This window comes from Lysinibacillus sp. FSL L8-0312, assembly GCF_038003285.1.
GTDB lineage: Bacteria > Bacillota > Bacilli > Bacillales_A > Planococcaceae > Lysinibacillus > Lysinibacillus fusiformis_D.
Genome location: NZ_JBBOOV010000001.1, coordinates 725,114 through 744,905 on the forward strand (window position 1 = coordinate 725,114; position 19,792 = coordinate 744,905).

A 19,792-nucleotide genomic window follows, 5' to 3' on the forward strand; every position below is an offset into this window, starting at 1 on the left:
AATCGCCTTTCTCAAGAGGGAGAAAAGCGATTTTTTGTCGTTAGACGGTAACTCTTTTTTGAACAATTAGCAGACGGATAAGCAGGGTGATTGCGCCCATTGTTAAACCAGCAACAAGTCCAATCCAATATCCAAATGGACCAAAATCAGTATGCGTAGCAAGGATATAGCCCACGGGCAAGCCAATGATCCAATACGAGATAATTGCCATCATAAATGTGATCATAACATCCTTATAGCCACGTAATGCCCCTTGTACGGGTGCTTGAATCGCATCCGAGAGCTGAAAAATGGCTGCATAAACTAAAAATTGTACAGCATACTCAAGTACTATAGGATCTGTTGAATACATATGAGCTACAGGCTCACGTAAAATAAATAAGATACAAGCAGAAATAAAACTAAATAAAATGGCTGTGCCGACACATAGATAACTATAAATACGAGCATCCTGCATGCGACCAGCACCAATTTCAAAGCCTACTAATATGGTAACGCCCATGGAAATACTAAGCGGCACCATATAGAGCAGGGAGGTGAAATTTAAGGCAATTTGATGAGCGGCAATAATTTCTGTGCTAAAATTACTCATCATCATGGTAACGGCAGAAAAAATGCTTGTTTCTGCAAATAAGGAGATGCCAATTGGCACACCAATCAGTAAAATTTCCTTCCATCGAAGCCATTCCAGCTTCGGCCAATGGTGGAACAAACGGAAACGTTCGAACGGTACTCGTTTGGCGATAATCCATACAGTAATCAAGAAAATGAGCCAGTACGTAATTGCTGTTGCGACACCTGCACCAATCCCGCCAAGCTCTGGTGCGCCGAATTTACCGAAAATAAAAATGTAGTTAAGGACGATATTAATCGGCGTTGTCAATAATGTAATAATCATTGTGACACGTGTCTGCCCAAGGGCATCAATGAAACAACGCATGACAAAAAATAAGAATAAAGGTAAAAGACCAGCACACATCGCATAGATGTAGCCTTTTGCAATGCTATGTACAGCAGATTCTAAATTCATCTTGCTAAGTATCCAATCGATGCCAAAAAAGAGCCCTGTGAAGATGATGATTGCCAGCAAAATGGCTACATAAATACCTTGCTGAACGGCCTTTTTGGCATCCATCTCTTGTTTCGCTCCGACTAGCTGTGAGACAATCGGTGTAATGGCAAGGAGAATACCCGACAGTCCTGTATAAATCGGCATCCAAATGGAGGAGCCGATTGAGACACCTGCTAAATCGGCGGTCCCATAGCGACTGGACATTAAAATATCAAAAAATGAAATAAGATAAATGGCTACTTGTGTTACTAAGATGGGAACAATCATTTTTAAAAGTAGTGCATATTTTTCCTTAATTGTGGATGTTTGGTACATATTTGATACTTCCTTCGTGAACATAATGAACAAGTATAGCATATGTAAAGAGAGAAAAGCTTGAAATTTTCGTGCTTCATCTATATCTTTTCTTCAGCATATAGTAAAATAGAACACTGTAAACAAAAAGTAGTGCGGACTACAATGGTTTTTAAGGAATAGGAGAATTAATGTGAAACAACAAACTATCATTTTAACCGGTGGTGGGACAGCTGGCCATGTATCGTTAAATCAAGCGATACTCCCGTCTTTACTTGAACTTGGTTATGATGTCCACTATATTGGTTCAGAACAAGGTATTGAAAAAGAATTAATAGGCGAGGCTTTCCCCGATGTTCCGTTTTATGGCATTGCGAGTGGTAAATTGCGTCGTTATTTCTCAATGAAAAATTTTACAGACCCATTTAAAGTGCTTGCTGGAATGATGCAGGCTTTTCGTATTATTAAAAAAGTAAAGCCACAGGTTGTCTTTTCAAAGGGTGGCTTTGTTTCAGTACCTGTTGTTATGGCAGCAAAACTGGCAGGTGTGCCTGTTGTTATACATGAATCTGATGTGACACCTGGTCTTGCCAATAAAATTGCCCTGCCTTTTGCCTCTCATGTGTTCACGATTTTTGAAGAAACACTAAAGCATTTACCACAAGAAAAGGCAACTTGCACAGGCTCCATTATTCGTCCGGAGTTGTTTGAGGGCGAACGGGCAAAAGGGTTATCATTCTGTGGCTTTTCAACATTAAAGCCTGTTTTACTAGTGATGGGCGGAAGTTTAGGCTCTGTTGTTCTAAATGAGGCATTGCGTCAAAACTTACCAGAGCTTTTAAAGCAATTTCATATTATTCATTTGTGTGGGAAAGGGAACTATGACCAAGCACTAGAGACAATGCCTGGCTACAAGCAATTTGAGTATGTGACAACAGAGTTACCTGATCTATTGCATGCAGCAGATTTTATCGTGTCACGAGCAGGCTCTAACTCCATTTTCGAATTTTTGGCACTCCACAAGCCGATGCTATTAGTGCCGCTATCCGCACAAAAAAGTCGTGGGGATCAAATTTTAAATGCCAACTTGTTTAAAAAACAGGGCTATGCGGAAGTGCTGCAGGAAGAAGAATTAACAAAGGAATCTTTTATGAAGTCGGTTCATACATTAACAGAGTGTAAGGCAGAAATGGTCGAGAAGATGTCCAAAACGCAAAAACCAAAAACACCAGACGAAATGGCAACATTAATTTTGCACTACAAAAAATAAAGGCTCTTTGAAAAAAGAAAAGAAGCTATGAGGCAGGTCAAAGATGACAAAACCTTATAGCTTCTTATTATATATGACACATTACATGGCTTGCTCTTCGCCTTCTTGCATTTGATGTGCTGTTATTAAGTAGAATAAATCTTTTTGAATTTTGAATAAATTAAATTGAGCTTCACCGCTATTGACCTGTTCTAATAAAGTCGGATGACTTTCATTAGCACTCACCACATAAGGTAGCTTTAATGCGGCACGCTGTGATTTTAAATTTTCAACTCGTATACGGAGAAATACCGTATGGAAATTATAATCAAAAAATAACTCATTCAAAAATAGCATTTTTGCCTTTTGATTATAGCCTTTACCCTGGTAAGGGAGTCCAATCCACGTTCCTAAAAAGCCTGCACCGTCCTCCACATCGTGAATACTAATGGTGCCGATTGGTTGACCCCAATCATCAGTAATGGTCCTCGAGATAGCGAGTCCTCTCGCTTCCTCTTCAATCAGTTGTTTTGTCATAAACCAATACTCATCAGCGGATGTGGCTTTCTGACGGACAAAAGGGAATACAGAAGGGTGTGATAATAGCTCATAAAGCTCTGTACATTCATGCAGGTCTCGATGTTTAAGCATACGAAACGCCTCCTTTACTAGGGTAGTTAAAACAATTCCGTTGAAGCATAAAGAAGAAAACTAAAATTCGTACTGGAATTAAAACCCAAAGAACTAGACGTTATAACTATGATATTCCATAATCTCCCGCTGTCTTACTGATTTCGACCATACCGAAAAAAGGCTAGTTTTTTAAATATAATATAACACGAAAGCTGTTTGATGCAATCATTTTGCTCGAAAAAAACAAAATTTGAGTTTAGTAGTCAGTAAATTCTGACAAAAGAAGAGGCGTTGGCGAAAATATTGTTGTTTTTTAGCATTAAGTCTATCCTATCAATTTTATCTAATATTAATCATTTATACACTTCTTTAGTAGGATTTAAATGTTTCTACAATAGGTAATATATCAAAAAATATCCTAAAAAGGATATAATTTATCTTATTCTGTAAGGGTAATTTTTGATTTTTATGTTATAATAGTAGTATTATATAAAATCGAACAAAACATACATACTAGCATTTTTATCATGATTGCAATGGCTTTTCTGGAGGTGACAGCATGGAGTATCTTTTAAGCGAAGATTTTTTTAATTCATTATTTATTGGCAAAGATTTTGCTTTTCTCATGAAAAAAGTAGAGGATGATTATCAATATATTCGCTTAAACCAAGCAGCTCGTGACCTGTTATCAAATGAGGCGATTGGAAAAATGATTTCAAGCGTTACCTCAGAGCGCATTTTTTCGATCATTCAGAAAAACTACGATCAAGCGATTAGGGAGCATAATCAGGTTGACTATGTAGATTATGCGTATTTTCAGTCGGAGGTTCATAAATACGAAACGTCTGTCAGACCGTTGAAATATAATAATGAAGACTATATATTAGCCATCACAAAGGAAATCCTCTATGACCGCAATATTGAGGATAAATTTTTATTTATGCGGTCCATGTTTGACCATGCCTTTTTCTCCACGGTCATTTTATCGGCCGAAGGTATGGTATACGAAGTGAATTCTTGCTTTATGGAAGATTTCCAATTAGATAATGAAACTGTCAAGCAAAAATTGTTTGTTGATTTACCGATCATCCCGAAAGAAGAGGTTGAACACATTGAAGCTTGTTTACAAAAAGCAGCGAGAGGGGAAAACCTTGATAAAAAGCTGATCAAGCTGTTTACGTCAGAAGGTCAGGAGCGCATGTATTTAATGTCCCTATCGCCTGTAATGCAGGATGATAATTCGTTTGCTATCTTTCTAATCATGCAGGATTTTACTCAATTTACTTTACAAAAAGCAGAATTACGTTCGAAGTCTCATGGTTTAGAAGTTTTTAAGTCTGCCTTAAATTCAGCTACAGCCATTGCTGTATTGGACCATAAAGGCTATATTACGGAAGCAAGCGATATGTTTTTACAGGCTTCTGGCTACACTGCGGAGGAATTAATAGGTCAGCCCTATTCATTAATGGAGCCAAGGTTCAATGCGCAAAACTTTTTACAATTAATCGAAGGCAAGCTGGATACAATGGAGATTTGGCGAGGAGAACTGTGCTATCGCACAAAATATCATGCCGATTATTGGGTGGAGGCAACCATTGTGCCGTTAAAAAATGAGTTCGGTAAAATCGAACAAATTTTAACCATTAACTATAATATTACAGATAAGAAAAAAATGTTCACAGAATTAAAAAATATTGAACGTACTTTCCGACTCATTACGGAAAATACAAATGATTTAATCGTGATTACGAATGAAGATGGCATTATTCTTTATGCGTCTCCATCCTATGGGATTTATTTAGGGTATGAAAATGAAGAGCTACTTGGGCAGTTTTACAGTGATATTTTAGATCAAGAAAGTAAAAACGAATGGCAAACATTTTTAAACAATTTTACAGGTCAGCCAGAAACACAGTTTGAGCTTTTACTAAAGGCGAAGGACGGTACACCGATTTGGACAGAGGGCAATGTCACGGTTGTACATGACCCTGAACGTGAAAAGGTTTCACAAATTATGATGGTGTCTCGAGAAATTACTCATCGTAAAGAAAGAGAAAATGATTTGCTCTATTTAGCCTATCATGATGCGTTAACACAGCTACCTAATCGACGTTATTTACAAAAAGAGTTTCCGAAAATACTGGCTAAAGCAGCTGAAAATCAAACCTGTGTCGCCATGCTCTATCTAGATGGTGATGATTTTAAAGAAGTCAACGATCGTTTTGGTCATGACACAGGGGATGCGTTTATTCAGCGCTTTGGTAATGCCTTAAATCAAACGGTTCGCAGTCATGACATGGTCATTCGAATTGGTGGCGATGAATTTATCGTCATCCTAACAGGTTTAACAAGAGAAGCTGATAAAAGGCATGACCAAATTATGCATATTATTCGTCGAATCCGCGATGAACTAGCAGAAGGCTGGATGATTGAAGACCATCATTTTACTCCTACAGCCTCAATCGGTATTGCCTATTATCCAGATCATGCACAAACTTTGGATGAGTTAATGGATTTAGCCGACCGAGCTTTATATCGATCAAAAGAGTTGGGAAAAAATAATCTTTCCATTTCGGGAATACAATAAAAAAGTCTGTCCACAAGGTTTCCCTTGTGAGACAGACTTTTTGTTTGATGTTATGCTAGAACGTGAGAGGGATAAATATCCTATATCGTTATTTTAGAATAGAAGGTGATACAATGCCTAAGAAGATATTGTTGGTAGAAGATGAGAAGCATATTGCGCGTTTTGTTGAACTAGAATTACAGCATGAGGGCTATGAGGTGAAAACAGCCTTTGATGGACGGGATGGACTGGCTTTGGCCACTACGGAAAATTTTGATGTTCTCTTATTGGATGTGATGCTGCCAGGCATTAATGGCATTGAAATTTGCCGCCGTATCCGAACGCAGTCACAGGTGCCAATTATTTTATTAACGGCGAGAGATGCTGTAATGGACCGTGTAGCGGGCTTAGATGCAGGAGCCGATGACTATATCGTCAAGCCTTTTGCTATTGAAGAGCTGCTTGCTAGAATACGGACGATTTTACGTCGTGTCACACCAGAGCCTACTAGCAGCGAATCTTTATGTTTACGAGATATTGAAATAGATGTGGCAGCCTATGAAGTTTTTGTTCAAGGGAATAAACTTGACCTAACAAAGACAGAATATGATTTACTAAAACTATTAATCGAGCACAAAAATAGAGTGTGTACGAGGGAGCATATTTTAACGTCAGTTTGGGGCTATGATACGGATATCGAGACCAATGTAGTAGACGTTTATATCAGACATTTACGCACAAAGCTCCCTGGTGATATGAACGCTTATATAGAAACTGTTCGTGGTGTTGGGTATGTGATGCGTGAATGAATAAATTAAAAAATTATGTACGTCACCAATCTTTACAGAAAAAATGGATGCTGACATCAAGTAGTGTCATCTTTATTAGCTTTACAATTATTTGTATAGTCGTTTATCTTTCGCTTCATACATGGCTCTTAAACGATGAGGAAGGTAAGGTCAAACGTACAAGTGACGATATTATCTCCTTTTTAGAATCACAAGGTCCTAATGTTACCATTCAGCAAATACAACAAAATACAGGTTTGCTCAAATCCATTGCCGATCGCGATGAAACGGTCAGAATATTTAATAGAGATGGAGTGGATATTTTACGTATCAATGATACTTCAGCTGCTGCACCGCTACAATCGATGCAAGAAGTTCTGGAAATGACCATCGATAAGAAGGATGTACTCGTCATCAATGAACCGATACGGATCGGCTTTTTTCAAGGCTATATCCAAGTTATTCATCCTTTGACTAGCTTTCAATCCCTTATGCATTACCTTCTGACAGCGATGCTAATAGCGGGGATAGGGGCATTGATACTATCAGGCTCCATTGGCTATTATTTGGCCAATTATTTAATGAAGCCATTACATGAATTGCGTGCATCCATGAAGACGGTGGTAGACCAAGGATTTAATCAGCCTATCCAGCTAACCTATACATCACAGGATGAGATTGGTGATCTGTTAAAAATGTACAATGCGATGATGAATGAGCTGCAAATTTCCTTTACCCAGCAGCAACAATTTGTCGCAGATGCTTCCCATGAACTGCGAACACCGATTCAAGCCATTGAAGGGCATCTCTCCTTGTTAAAAAGATGGGGCAAAGATGATCCAGCCATTTTAGAAGAATCCATTGATACTTCACTAACGGAAATTGCTCGGATGCGTAAAATGATTGAGGAATTATTAGAGCTTGCACGACGTGAGGAAAAAGATGAGGCAAGTGAGGCAAATGCACTAGTAGTAATAGAAGCCGTCATGGAGGAGCTACAGCTTGTCCATCCACAAGCACGAATATCGCTGTCGAAAAATGGCGAAATCGGTCCGTTATTTATTACCGAAAATGCACTAAGTCAAATCGTTCGTAATATAATAGAGAATGCAATTCGTTATTGTGAAAAAATTCCTGAGATTGAAATTTCTCTTACAACTGCTGGAAAAATTGCATGTTTAGAAATTGCTGATAATGGTATAGGAATAGCAGAAGAGAATATGCCGTTTATCTTTGATCGATTTTATCGAGTGGATGAAGCAAGAAATCGTCAAATTGGTGGAACTGGCTTAGGACTTAGCATTTCGAAGATGTTACTTGAAAAATACAATGCGACAGTAGAAGTCAAGAGTGAGGTTAATATTGGAACCGTTTTCTCGCTAAGAATACCGCTAAAATATTAAGAAAAATTCACGCTTTATTTCATTATTCTATCCTTTGCGAAAAAAATTGCTTAATTTGCTAAAAAGAGTTGTATTTTTTGTGAAGAGTAGTAAGATTGAGATGGAAAAAACGTTCTTTAAAATATGGAAAAGTAGTGTGAAACTTTCTTTTAAAGAACGGCTAAATATTATATAATTAATTGTAATTTAATTAATGGAACTGCCGAAAGGCAAAATTTGGAGGTCATTTTTCATGTCGAACAACGTTACAACTGTAAGTTCTCCATGGTCAGCTTTCTCTGGTCCTAACCTAGGATATGTGATGGAGCAATACGACTTATTCTTACAGTCTCCTGAAGAAGTAGAACCGGAGTTAGTTTCTTTATTCCAACAATTTGGTGCACCAGTAGTAGTAGAAGGTGAAGTAGCTGTAGTTAGTCATACAGCAGCGGCTCCTGCTGGCGATTACAAAAAAGTGTTAGCCGCTGTGAAATTAGCAGACGCAATCCGTTCACACGGTCATTTAGCGGCAGATATTTATCCTCTGAAAAACCGTGAACTACAAACAGCTCAAATTGAAGAAAGCGCGTTCAACTTAAGCGCTGCGGATTTAGCTGAAATTCCTGCAGCAATCTTCTTCAAAGATGTGCCAGCAAACGTGAAAAATGGTAAGGATGCAATCGACTATCTAAAAGCTGTTTATACAGATAAAGTGGCATTTGAATACGGTCACGTAGTAGCTACAGAAGAACGTGATTGGATTCAAGCGCAAATTGAATCAGGCTTATTTAAACAAGCATTATCTTCTGAAGAGAAGAAAGCCTTATTAGATCGTTTAACTCGCGTTGAAAATTTCGAAAAATTTATTCATAAAACTTTTGTAGGGCAAAAGCGTTTCTCTGGTGAGGGCTTAGATACGCAAATCGTTCTATTTGATGAAATCGTTAAAACAGCAGAAGCCAAAAATGTAGAAAATGTACGTATTGGTATGGCACACCGTGGTCGTTTAAATGTTTTAACACACATCTTAAACAAACCTTATGACATGATGTTCTCTGACTTTGCACATGTTTCAAATGAGTTATTTATGCCTGAGCATGGCCGCCTTGAAATTACAAAAGGTTGGACAGGTGATGTGAAATACCATATGGGTGCTTCTTACAACCGTGAATCGGGTATGAATGTTAAATTGGCTTACAACCCATCTCACTTAGAAGTTGGCAATCCAGTTGTACTTGGAGCTACTCGTGCAACACAAGATGATACGTCTAAACCAGGCCAAGCGGTACACGACCGTACTAAAGGCTTAGGTATTTTAGTGCACGGTGATGCTGCATTCCCAGGTCAAGGGATTGTGACTGAGGTTTTAAACTTTGCTAAAACAGAAGGCTTTACAACAGGTGGTACAATCCACATTATCGCGAACAATATGATCGGTTTCACAACTGAGCATTATGATTCTCGTTCTTCTGTGTACTCTTCTGACCCAGCAAAAGGTTACGAGGTACCAGTAATCCATGTCAACGCAGATAGCCCAGAGGCAGTAGCGCAAGTGGGTCGTTTTGCTGCTAACTACCGTCAAAAATTCGGCAAAGATATTATTGTAGACTTAGTTGGTTACCGTCGCCATGGTCATAATGAAACAGATGACCCAACTGTGACAAACCCAGAAACATACAAATTGGTTTCTAAACATGAAACAGTGCGTGCTTTATATGGAGCACAATTAGTGGCTGAAGGTCTTCTATCTGCTGAAGATGTAGCTGCCTTAGATACAGCAATCTATGCAGAAATGCAAGCAGCCTATGACCATGTAAGAGAAATGGCAGATAAAGATGATCATCAGCATTTAGAAATGCCAGCAGAATTAAAAGTAGAGTTCCCACAAATTGATACAGCAGTTGGTGCGGAACGTTTAGAAAAAATCAATGAAGAGCTTTTAGTGTTTGAAGAAAACTTCGAGCCACAGAAAAAGCTTGGCAAAATTTTAGAAAAACGTCGTGATGCCTATGCATCAGCAAAAATTGACTGGGGCCATGCAGAAACGTTAGCATATGCGACAATTATCCAAGACGGCACACCAGTACGTTTTACAGGTCAAGATGCTCAACGTGGTACATTCTCTCAACGTCACTTAGTACTTCACGATAAAAACAATGGGAATGTCTTCACACCGCTTCATCATATTTCTGGTGCGAGTGCATCCTTCTCAGTACACAACTCTCCACTGACTGAAGCGGGAGTAGTAGGCTTTGAGTATGGTTACAACCTAGAAAATAGTCATGTTTTAACAGTGTGGGAAGCACAATTCGGTGACTTTGCGAACATGGCACAAGTGATGTTTGATAACTTTATTTCAGGGGCACGCTCTAAATGGGGCCAAAAATCTGGATTAGTGATCCTTTTACCACATGGTTATGAAGGTCAAGGTCCAGAGCACTCTTCAAGCCGTATGGAACGCTATTTACAAATGTCAGCTGAAAACAACTGGTTTGTAGCGAACTGTTCAAACGCAGGTAACTACTATCATTTATTACGCCGTCAAGCAGCGTTATTAGGTACAGAAGGGGTACGTCCACTTGTAGTCGTATCACCAAAATCACTATTACGTCACCCATTAGCTGCGGCGAATGCTGAACAATTAGCAAATGGTTCATTCCAAGAAGTGATTGAACAACCAGGTTTAGGCGCTAAACCAGAAGCTGTAGAGCGTATCGTTTTAGGAACTGGTAAAGTGATGATCGACTTAGCGGATCGCGTAAAAGACGGAGAAGGCTTCGATCATTTACACATTATTCGTGTAGAACAACTTTACCCATTCCCAAAAGAGCAAGTTGCTGGTATTATTGCTAAGTATCCAAATGTGAAAGAAATTGTTTGGGTACAAGAAGAACCTAAAAACCAAGGCTCATGGAATTATGCATTAGAAACATTATATGAACTTTCAGAAGGTAAAAAACTTCGCTATGTAGGTCGTCCTGCAATGAGCTCAACTTCTGAAGGGGATGCAGATTCTCATAAAGCAGCACAAGCAGCATTAATTGAAGCGGCAGTTGCTGAGCCAGTGAAGGTTAAATAATCACATATAAATTTTTGAAAAAAACGGGCTACTTGCCCTCAAGCAGTAGCCCTTTTATGTGCGTCATGCACGTTAATCAAAGGAGGAAATGAAAGTGGCTGAAATTAAAGTCCCTGAATTAGCAGAATCGATTACAGAAGGTAGTATCGCACAGTGGGTAAAAAAAGTGGGCGATCGCGTTGAAAAAGGTGAATTCATCGTTGAACTTGAAACAGATAAAGTAAACGCTGAAATCATTTCTGAAGAAGCAGGTGTATTAACACAAATTTTAGCTGAAGAAGGCGATACTGTACTAGTTGGTCAAGTTATCGCAGTAGTAGAAGCAGGCGAAGGCGCAGCACCTGCACCTGCAGCGGCTCCAGCTGAAGCAGCTCCGGCTCCAGCAGCGCCACAAGCAGCATCTGCACCAGTAGCAGCGGCTCCAGTTGTAGAAGAAACTTCTGGTGAGCGAGTAATCGCCTCTCCAGCAGCACGTCGTCTTGCTCGTGAAAAAGGTATCAACCTTGCAGCAGTATCTCCAGTAGATCCACAAGGACGTGTACGTGTACAAGATGTAGCAGCTCATGGTACAGCTCCAGCTGTAGCACCAGTAGCAGCACCTACATCAGTAGCAACTTCAGGTGGCCCAGTAGTATTTACACCAGCAGCTAATTCTGACCGTGTAACAGTTGAAAAAATGAGCCGTCGTCGCCAAACAATTGCTAAACGTTTATTAGAAGTGAAACAATCAACAGCAATGTTAACAACATTTAACGAAATTGACATGACAAATATCATGGCACTTCGTAAACGTAAACAAGAAGAGTTTGTAAAAGCAAACGACATCAAACTTGGTTTCATGTCATTCTTCACAAAAGCTGTTGTTGCAGCACTAAAAAAATACCCATACGTAAACGCTCAAATCTCTGGTGATGAAATTCATTTAAATAACTTCTTTGATATCGGTATTGCTGTATCAACTGAAGAAGGTTTAGTTGTACCAGTTGTACGCGATGCAAACAGCAAAAACTTTGCAGAAATCGAAAAAGATATCGCTAACTTAGCGACAAAAGCTCGTGATAAAAAATTAGGCTTAAATGACATGGCTGGTGGATCATTCACAATTACAAATGGTGGTGTATTCGGTTCATTAATGTCAACTCCTATTATGAACGGTACGCAAGCTGGTATTTTAGGTATGCACTCAATTGTTAACCGTCCAGTTGCAGTAAATGGTGAAGTTCAAATCCGTCCAATGATGTATGTAGCACTTTCTTACGATCACCGTATCATCGATGGAAAAGATTCTGTAGGATTCTTAAAAACAGTTAAAGAATTAATCGAAAATCCTGAAGATTTACTATTAAATTCATAATGCGATTCAACCCTGCGAACAATGTTCAGCAGGGTTTTTTTGTGTGCTTTGAAAACCCCCTGCTATGCAGGGGGTTCCGGAAAGCTTTTAGCTATGGACAATAAAAAAACTCCAAACGTACAATAAAGTCAGGTCTAGTCAACCGACTTCGTACGAAAGGAGCCACCATAAATGGATAATAAAAGTTTAGCACATACAACGTGGAATTGTAAGTATCATATCGTCTTTGCGCCAAAGTATAGAAGGCAGATTATTTATGGTCAAATTAAAGCAGATGTTGGAAGAATATTGCGCCAATTATGTGAAAGAAAAGATGTAGAAATCATAGAGGCAACAGCCTGTCCTGACCATATTCATATGTTGGTAAGTATTCCACCGAAATTGAGTGTATCTGCGTTCATGGGTTATTTAAAAGGGAAGAGTAGTCTAATGATTTTCGACCGACATGCAAATTTAAAGTATAAATACGGTAATCGTCAATTCTGGTGTCGAGGATACTATGTGGACACAGTCGGCCGAAATAAGAAAAAGATACAAGAGTATATAAAAAATCAATTACAAGAAGATATCCTGCAAGATCAAATGACGATGAAAGAATTCATTGACCCATTCACAGGAGAAGAAATCAAGAGAAAGAAAAAATAAGTAAGCCGCTTTAGCGGTTTGTGTGAAAACGGAGTGCGGTTGGCAGACCATTCAGAATGTCTTTAGACATGGGCCAGTACCCCAGCGTTTCACGCGCAGAGCAAACCACCAGTTATACTGGTGGTTCTGATTATGCATGACGAAAGATTTTGACCGATTCTATGTTTGAAAGAGTACTAATGTTATATCGTTTAGAGGAGCAAAAAAGACATAAACACAACTTTTCTCACATAGAGCACATACTCTATAATAAAAATTTGTTTTAATTTTCAGAAATATCGATAGAAGCTTAACGATTTAAAATGAATAGAGAACGAACAATATCCTAATATTGTCATTAGTCAGAAAAATGTTAAAACTGTCTTGACGAGTGTACTAGTTTTATAGTAGTATCTAAATATCAATTAAATAAACAAACCTCACTAACGTTTACCAGTGAGGTAGAGGCGCGGTATTTATTAGTTCATTGTTGAGTTCAAGCAAGCGAAGACGCAATGAAGAAGGAAATATCGCCGAAGTATAAAAGGAGCTCGTACTTTTATGCTGGGTCTGCAGTGAATAAGTGCAGGACTGTCCTAGTAAATGGATTTCCAGATTTACTAGGTTGTGCTATCTCGGAAAATGGAAATTATAGTGAGGATTTGGGCAACTGTCATACAAGGTAAGACCTAAGTTCAATATACTTAGGTCTTTTTTATTACAGTTGTCTTATTTTTTTACAGAAAAGGGGAGTTTTTTATGAAAAGAAAATGGTTGTTAGTAATGATCTCTATCATGACAGCAATTGTGCTAGCTGCATGTGGCACTAGCGACAAAAAGGATGGCGGTTCAGGTGATGCTGGTGCTGACAAGGAAGCAAGTGGCGGTGAATTCCGAATCGGAATGGAGGCTGGCTATCCACCATTTAACTGGACACAGCAAGGTGATGCTAATGGTGCAGTGAAAATTGCTGATAATGCAGAGTATGCAGGCGGCTACGATGTCCAAATGGCAAAAAAAATTGCTGAAGGCTTAGGCAAAGAGCTAGTCATTGTCAAAATGGAATGGGACGGATTAGTACCAGCGCTACAATCTAACAAAATTGATGCGATTATCGCGGGTATGTCACCAACTGAAGAGCGTAAGAAAACGATTGATTTTACAGAAAACTACTATACTTCTGATTTCGTTATGGTTATTAAGAAAGGTAGCAAGTATGAAAATGCAAAATCGATTCAAGATTTCTCTGGTGCTAAAATTACTTCACAATTAAATACATCGAACTACAACGTTATTGATCAAATTAACGGTGTAGAAAAACAAACAGCAATGGAAAGCTTCCCCGCAATGCGTGTCGCTTTAGAGGCTGGCAAAATTGATGGCTATGTAGCAGAACGTCCAGAAGGTATTTCCGCTGCTACTGCCAACGATAAGTTCACATATGTCGCATTTGAAGAAGGCTTTGATACGGATCTTTCCAATACTTCGATTGCTGTAGGCTTACGTAAAGACGATGCAAACCGTGAAAAAATCAACGAAATCCTAAAAGGTATTTCGGAAGACGATCGTCAAGCGATTATGGAAGAAGCGATTTCTCAACAACCAGCAGCACAATAATGACAAGGCACGGGCTAGTTGCTGGTCCGTGCATGATCATTTCATCATTATCAAAATGAGAACCTCTCTACATAATGATAATGTCCTAGCGTAACAAATCATAGAATAGTAGAAATAGCTAGGACACGAAGGAAATAAGCAAGCAACATGACATTGTTAGGAGGAACATCATGAGTCTTGAATGGATACTTTCAATTATTGAAAACAACTGGCAAATGTTTTTACGAGGTGCGTATTATACGTTACTGATTTCGATTATTAGTACAATTATTGGTGCATTCATCGGATTTTTCATTGGAATTATGCATACGATTCCAGTTCGTAAAAAAGGTTTAAAATTTTATAGCTTAAAGCTTATTAATTTTATCCTGACATGCTATGTTGAATTTTTCCGTGGTACACCAATGATTGTACAGGCTATGGTAGTCTACTACGGACTAGATATTGCATTTGGTATCGATATGCATTTTATTACAGCAGGTATTTTAGTCGTTTCCCTTAACACAGGGGCCTATATGGCAGAAATTGTTCGAGGTGGTATTGTCTCGATTGATAATGGTCAATACGAGGCAGCGTCGGCAATTGGTATGAATCACTTCCAAATCATGCTGCATGTTGTTTTACCACAAGTAGCACGCAATGTCTTGCCGGCGACAGGTAACCAATTAATTATGAATATTAAGGATACAGCCGTATTAAATGTCATTGGGGTAACGGAATTATTCTTCCAAACAAAATCAATTTCAGGTAACAACTTCCGTTATTTTGAATCATTCTTTGTTGCATGTATTCTTTATTTTATCATGACATTTACCGCATCTCGCATCCTTCTCTATGTTGAAAAACGTCTAGATGGACCTGATGCCTATCAAAAAGAACAAAAAGAAGCTGTATAGGGGGACGCACAAATGGCAGTGATTAAGATTGAACATTTAAGTAAATCATTTGGACGTAACCAAGTGTTAAAAGATGTAAATTTCCAAGTAGAAAAAGGCGAAGTCGTTTGTTTAATTGGCTCTTCTGGTTCTGGTAAATCAACATTACTTCGTTGCATCAATTTATTAGAAACACCAAGTGGTGGTCAAATTATTTATAAAGGGGAAGACATTTTAGATGATAAGCACAATATTCAAGAATATCGTACACATCTAGGAATGGTATTCCAGCAATTCAATTTATTTAACAATCACAATGTGTTAAACAATTGCACAGTGGGCCAAATCAAAGTATTGAAGCGATCAAAGAAAGAAGCAGAAGAAACGGCGCTTAAATATTTGAATATCGTTGGTATGGATCAATATGTGAACGCCAAGCCTCGTCAGCTTTCAGGGGGGCAAAAGCAGCGTGTGGCTATCGCTCGAGCATTGTCAATGAATCCAGATGTCATGCTATTTGATGAACCGACTTCGGCATTAGACCCAGAAATGGTCGGTGAGGTATTAAAGGTGATGCGACAGTTAGCCACTGAGGGGAATACAATGTTAATCGTGACACATGAGATGGAGTTTGCCAAAGAGGTGGCAGATCGTGTCGTCTTTATGGATAAAGGCATCATTGTCGAGGAAGGCCCGCCATCACAAGTATTAGTAAACCCTCAGCATGAACGGACAAAAGAATTTTTAAAGCGGACATTAAAATAAGCATAGAAAAAGTGAGTCCGATTTATTGGACTCACTTATTTTCTAGAATTCCATTCTGCATAAAGAACAAAGCAGATTGCAAATGCTACAGCAATAATAAAAAACCATTGCGGTACACCACCAAAACTCATCATAACACCTCAAATAGTCATTTTTTTTGGATAGAATAGCTATAGTCTTTCTTTTTTCTCCACAAAAGCCCAAAAATATTATAAAATAAGCAATAGACATTAGCTTCGGCTAGTAAAGAGAGGTAGAGAGAATATGTTACATTTAAAATGGAAAGATGCGCCAACACTACGAACGATAACTTGCAAACATACAAATGCATCAAAATACTTAGTGTCCAATGTATTAACAGTAGGGAAAGAATATGAAGTAAAAAATGAAACAGAAGAGTTCATTTTTATCATCGATAATACAGGTAATGTCGGTGGCTACTATAAAGATTATTTTGAATAACATAAAACAGGGTGGTTCAGATTATATGCTGAGCCACCCCTTTTTTGTTAATCGCGCTGATAGCCTCTGGCACCTGCCACATCTTGTAGCTGTTGTTTTTCTTGTTCAGTTGCTGTATGCAGGGCAAACACATCTTTAATCGCGGTTTGCAGTTCTCGCTGCGTTTCTTTAAATTTCGAAACCTGTTGTTCAAACGATGGACTAGAGAAGCGATCATGTGCCTGAGCTAATCGTTCTTCTAGCTGTGCATAGTGATGATCCATATGCATAGAAAGCATCATCGCCAGCTGATTTTTCCAAAGAGGAATCAAAGTGACAATCGAAAATTCAATTTTTTCCGCTAACGTTTGATTCGCTTGTTGAATCATGCGTATTTGAGGAGCCGTTTGCAGCGCTACTTGCTGTGATACTTGTAAATCATAAATACGTTGATCCAACCTTTCAATTTGTGCGGCAAAGTCATTGAGCTGCTGAATAGCAAGCGGTTGTTTCGTTGCTTGAACACTCGTTATTTGTGTGGGTAACTCAACCTCAATGGCTTGCTGTTTTTTCATTTGACCTGCTGCAATGGCAGTAGCCAGCTCCTCAAAAAATCCACGATTATGAGCATAAAGCGCTTCTAAGTTTTCGACATCCTTGATCAACTGAAGCTGTGCACGCTCTAGCTGAACGCCAATACGTTCCACCTGAATACTAATACGCTCAAATTCTGTTAATGTTTGCTTCACAGTCGGCTCTGTTTTTCCAAAGATTTTTTTGAAAAAGGTTTGTTTCTTTGGTTCTAAAGCCGTCGGGTCTATTCGATCTAACGTGTGCATTAAGGAATCAAGCATTTGACCGATTTTTGAGACGTCCTTTTGCTTTACTTGCGCAAGCATGCGATCAGCAAATTGAGACAGGGCTCGCTGTGAATCTTGCCCAAGGGACAGCAATGATTCAAAATCTGTCAAATCAATTTGACTAGCATAAAGTAAGGCACGACTTTGTGCAAGAGGCGATAGCGTTTCATAAGTCGCCATCGCCTCATTTTGTGGAGTTGTTTCTAAATAGGATTGGACTAGTGGAGAAAGCCCTGGTATGGTATTCAGTTGAAATGCGTGTTCATTTGCTGTCATTTATCGTCCCCTCGCCAATCCAATTGTTCTCTACGTCTAAGATTAGAACGATTTGCGAATTCAATCTCCATTTGTAGGGTATCAATATCATTAGCAAGCGCGTCCTTTAAATCAATTTGAATCGTATCATTTAAATCAGTTAGCGTTTCACGTGTTTTTGATAATGTTAATTGAATTTCTTTATCCTTCACAGGCTGCTTCGAAAGCATTGTATACTTATCCGTTAATTCCACAGCAGAAGGTAAGTGTGCATAGAAAAAGGGCTCTACATTATAAAATTTTCGTGGGTCTGTCTTCACAATTTTGACGATATTTTTAGAAATACGCGTCATTTCAAGTAATTGTTTAAAAGCAGATACAGAACGTACGCGTAAATAGTTTTGACTTAATGTTTGAATATGCTTATTAGCTGCTGATAATTGTGTTTCAATATGCTTGAATTCTTCTTTTGTAATACCTGCTATTTGCATGACTTTCTTTTTTTGTCTATGTTTCAGCAACGCTGTACTCGTCGCGTAGGAACCCGCAAACAGTAAACCACCAAGGAAGAATCCAGGATTTGCCGCAATTGCTGCGATAGAAACGGTCGTAAGCGAAATAAGAAAGCTGGCAGAATGTCTAGAAAAAAACTGTCCGACACTAAGCATTGTTTCATCCTCCTTGCTTTTCAATATGTCTATCTTCTTATACGAAATAATCGACATAAAGTTTCATTGAAAATGATCCCTTACATAAATTTTACTGCTATTTGTTAACTTTCTCAATGATAATACATAGAATAAGTGAATTGTTTCTCCAAATGCGTCGATTTTGTCCTCCTAATGAACGATTGTGGCATTGGCATGAGCGATTTAACGGTCATCTCCCCATATCAGTACTAATAACCATTCAAGCGTTAACTAAAACAGTAGCATCCATTCATAAATAGGATGACCCAACCCCAAAAACATTATGAATGGGAACAAAATGATAGGTCTTAGCTCAAGGGCACGTCTTTTTTTAATTGAAACTTTACCCAAATAAATTCGTAAAATAGTTAAAGGGGGAAAGAGCATGACAAAAATTTATATGATGTCGATTACTAAAAATATAGATGAACAAGTATGGGAGCAAAAGGTGATAGAAAAGATCTTTGAGAAAAAATCAAAACTAAAAGCGTATTTATGCAAAGAGGGATATTTGAAGGAATCCAAAAATCAATATGTGAAAATCAGTGAAGCATCTATCTATGTTGCGACGATTCAAAAAATAAAAATTAAATAATCGTCAGAAGTCTGGATGTGGCTTTTGCTGTCCTTGATAGTTCTTACAATAATGCGGTGTAGTATTAATTTAATAGAAGTAGGAAGAAAGGTATGAAGATTATTTGATGAAGAAAGATATTCAAGAGTTGCTTGATGATCACAATTTATTTGCGAGACAAATTGCTAATATAAGGTTATCGAATTTATCATTTGATGTATATGAATTTAGAGATAACTATGTTAGGCAAGTCGATTTAATATTTGCAGAAAAAAGTCAATTTGATACTATTCAAGAGGCATTTTCAGCGATCTTTAAAAAAGAATTGTTTGATGGAGAGGAGTGGGAAATTAATGATGACCCAGACCCTTCAGATGAACAATGGATAACGGCGTTAGAAATGGGCTGGATTAATGAGTATTACCCCCCAAAATACAGTTATATGGAGTTAGTGAACAAAGATGATTTTATCAGTAGATTTAAAAATGAGTTAGCATACCTTAATGCTCAAGAGTCCATTGTAAAAGAACTTTTAACTAGATTGAATAATGTCGAAATTATTCAAATAAAAAAGGGACATACATATGATTATATATTTGGAAAATCTGATAGTCATTATTTTTTATTTGAATGGGGAATATATGATTAGTATGTTGTTGACTATTACGAACATTA

The 19,792-nt window shown here is 38.2% G+C and carries 17 protein-coding genes and 1 riboswitch; of the genes, 13 read left to right on the forward strand and 4 right to left on the reverse strand.

The window, feature by feature from the left end; all coding sequences use genetic code 11:
- Positions 1-40: 40 nt before the first annotated feature.
- Entirely contained in the window at positions 41-1,387 is a 1,347-nt protein-coding gene (locus MHI22_RS03825; protein ID WP_340811092.1) for an MATE family efflux transporter, read from the reverse strand.
- 172 nt (positions 1,388-1,559) lie between these two features.
- Between MHI22_RS03825 and MHI22_RS03830 the strand changes: the two genes are divergently transcribed.
- Positions 1,560-2,636 (forward strand): undecaprenyldiphospho-muramoylpentapeptide beta-N-acetylglucosaminyltransferase, encoded by a 1,077-nt coding sequence (locus tag MHI22_RS03830; protein WP_036126049.1) that lies wholly within the window; start codon positions 1,560-1,562, stop codon positions 2,634-2,636.
- Between the two features lie 81 nt (positions 2,637-2,717).
- Here the strand turns inward: MHI22_RS03830 and MHI22_RS03835 are convergent, their stop codons facing one another.
- A complete protein-coding gene (locus MHI22_RS03835) occupies positions 2,718-3,266 on the reverse strand; it encodes a GNAT family N-acetyltransferase (RefSeq protein ID WP_089933612.1) in 549 nt (182 codons plus the stop codon).
- A gap of 541 nt (positions 3,267-3,807) precedes the next feature.
- On the opposite strand from MHI22_RS03835, the gene MHI22_RS03840 reads away from it, so the two are divergent.
- From MHI22_RS03840 to MHI22_RS03885, 10 genes are all read left to right on the forward strand, one after another.
- Positions 3,808-5,835 carry a diguanylate cyclase domain-containing protein gene (locus tag MHI22_RS03840; protein ID WP_036126045.1) on the forward strand — a complete coding sequence of 676 codons (2,028 nt, stop codon included), beginning with the start codon at positions 3,808-3,810 and terminating at the stop codon, positions 5,833-5,835.
- A gap of 113 nt (positions 5,836-5,948) precedes the next feature.
- On the forward strand, positions 5,949-6,623 hold the full coding sequence (locus MHI22_RS03845; RefSeq protein ID WP_058844437.1) for a response regulator transcription factor: 675 nt from the start codon (positions 5,949-5,951) through the stop codon (positions 6,621-6,623).
- Positions 6,620-8,005 (forward strand): HAMP domain-containing sensor histidine kinase, encoded by a 1,386-nt coding sequence (locus tag MHI22_RS03850; RefSeq protein WP_036126039.1) that lies wholly within the window; start codon positions 6,620-6,622, stop codon positions 8,003-8,005. The genes MHI22_RS03845 and MHI22_RS03850 overlap by 4 nt, the downstream gene beginning before the upstream one ends.
- Positions 8,006-8,237: 232 nt before the next feature.
- The gene (locus MHI22_RS03855; protein ID WP_271913357.1) at positions 8,238-11,063 is read left to right on the forward strand and encodes a 2-oxoglutarate dehydrogenase E1 component; all 2,826 of its coding nucleotides are present in this window, start codon (positions 8,238-8,240) and stop codon (positions 11,061-11,063) included.
- Between the two features lie 94 nt (positions 11,064-11,157).
- A complete protein-coding gene (odhB, locus tag MHI22_RS03860; RefSeq protein WP_249645685.1) occupies positions 11,158-12,417 on the forward strand; it encodes a 2-oxoglutarate dehydrogenase complex dihydrolipoyllysine-residue succinyltransferase in 1,260 nt (419 codons plus the stop codon).
- A gap of 171 nt (positions 12,418-12,588) precedes the next feature.
- Entirely contained in the window at positions 12,589-13,062 is a 474-nt protein-coding gene (tnpA, locus tag MHI22_RS03865; protein ID WP_036129052.1) for an IS200/IS605 family transposase, read from the forward strand.
- A gap of 433 nt (positions 13,063-13,495) precedes the next feature.
- Positions 13,496-13,682: riboswitch (Lysine riboswitch) on the forward strand.
- A gap of 118 nt (positions 13,683-13,800) precedes the next feature.
- Positions 13,801-14,658, forward strand: coding sequence for a transporter substrate-binding domain-containing protein (locus MHI22_RS03870; RefSeq protein ID WP_340811094.1), 858 nt, complete (start codon positions 13,801-13,803; stop codon positions 14,656-14,658).
- Positions 14,659-14,828: 170 nt separating this feature from the next.
- On the forward strand, positions 14,829-15,554 hold the full coding sequence (locus tag MHI22_RS03875) for an amino acid ABC transporter permease (RefSeq protein WP_036126030.1): 726 nt from the start codon (positions 14,829-14,831) through the stop codon (positions 15,552-15,554).
- Positions 15,555-15,566: 12 nt separating this feature from the next.
- Positions 15,567-16,298, forward strand: coding sequence for an amino acid ABC transporter ATP-binding protein (locus tag MHI22_RS03880; protein ID WP_036126028.1), 732 nt, complete (start codon positions 15,567-15,569; stop codon positions 16,296-16,298).
- Positions 16,299-16,562: 264 nt separating this feature from the next.
- Complete coding sequence (locus MHI22_RS03885) at positions 16,563-16,760, forward strand: DUF6501 family protein (protein ID WP_036126026.1); 198 nt, start codon at positions 16,563-16,565, stop codon at positions 16,758-16,760.
- A 47-nt stretch (positions 16,761-16,807) separates the two neighbouring features.
- Here MHI22_RS03885 and MHI22_RS03890 read toward each other — a convergent pair whose 3' ends face one another.
- Both MHI22_RS03890 and MHI22_RS03895 read right to left on the reverse strand, forming a co-directional pair.
- The gene (locus MHI22_RS03890) at positions 16,808-17,875 is read right to left on the reverse strand and encodes a toxic anion resistance protein (RefSeq protein ID WP_058844434.1); all 1,068 of its coding nucleotides are present in this window, start codon (positions 17,873-17,875) and stop codon (positions 16,808-16,810) included.
- Positions 17,872-18,522 carry a 5-bromo-4-chloroindolyl phosphate hydrolysis family protein gene (locus MHI22_RS03895; protein WP_036126015.1) on the reverse strand — a complete coding sequence of 217 codons (651 nt, stop codon included), beginning with the start codon at positions 18,520-18,522 and terminating at the stop codon, positions 17,872-17,874. Before MHI22_RS03895 ends, MHI22_RS03890 begins: the two co-directional genes overlap by 4 nt.
- Positions 18,523-18,928: 406 nt before the next feature.
- Between MHI22_RS03895 and MHI22_RS03900 the strand changes: the two genes are divergently transcribed.
- Together MHI22_RS03900 and MHI22_RS03905 are read left to right on the forward strand one after the other, a co-directional pair.
- A complete protein-coding gene (locus MHI22_RS03900) occupies positions 18,929-19,138 on the forward strand; it encodes a hypothetical protein (protein ID WP_036126012.1) in 210 nt (69 codons plus the stop codon).
- A gap of 106 nt (positions 19,139-19,244) precedes the next feature.
- Positions 19,245-19,766, forward strand: a complete 522-nt coding sequence (locus MHI22_RS03905) for a hypothetical protein (protein WP_340811095.1) — start codon at positions 19,245-19,247, stop codon at positions 19,764-19,766.
- Positions 19,767-19,792: the final 26 nt, after the last annotated feature.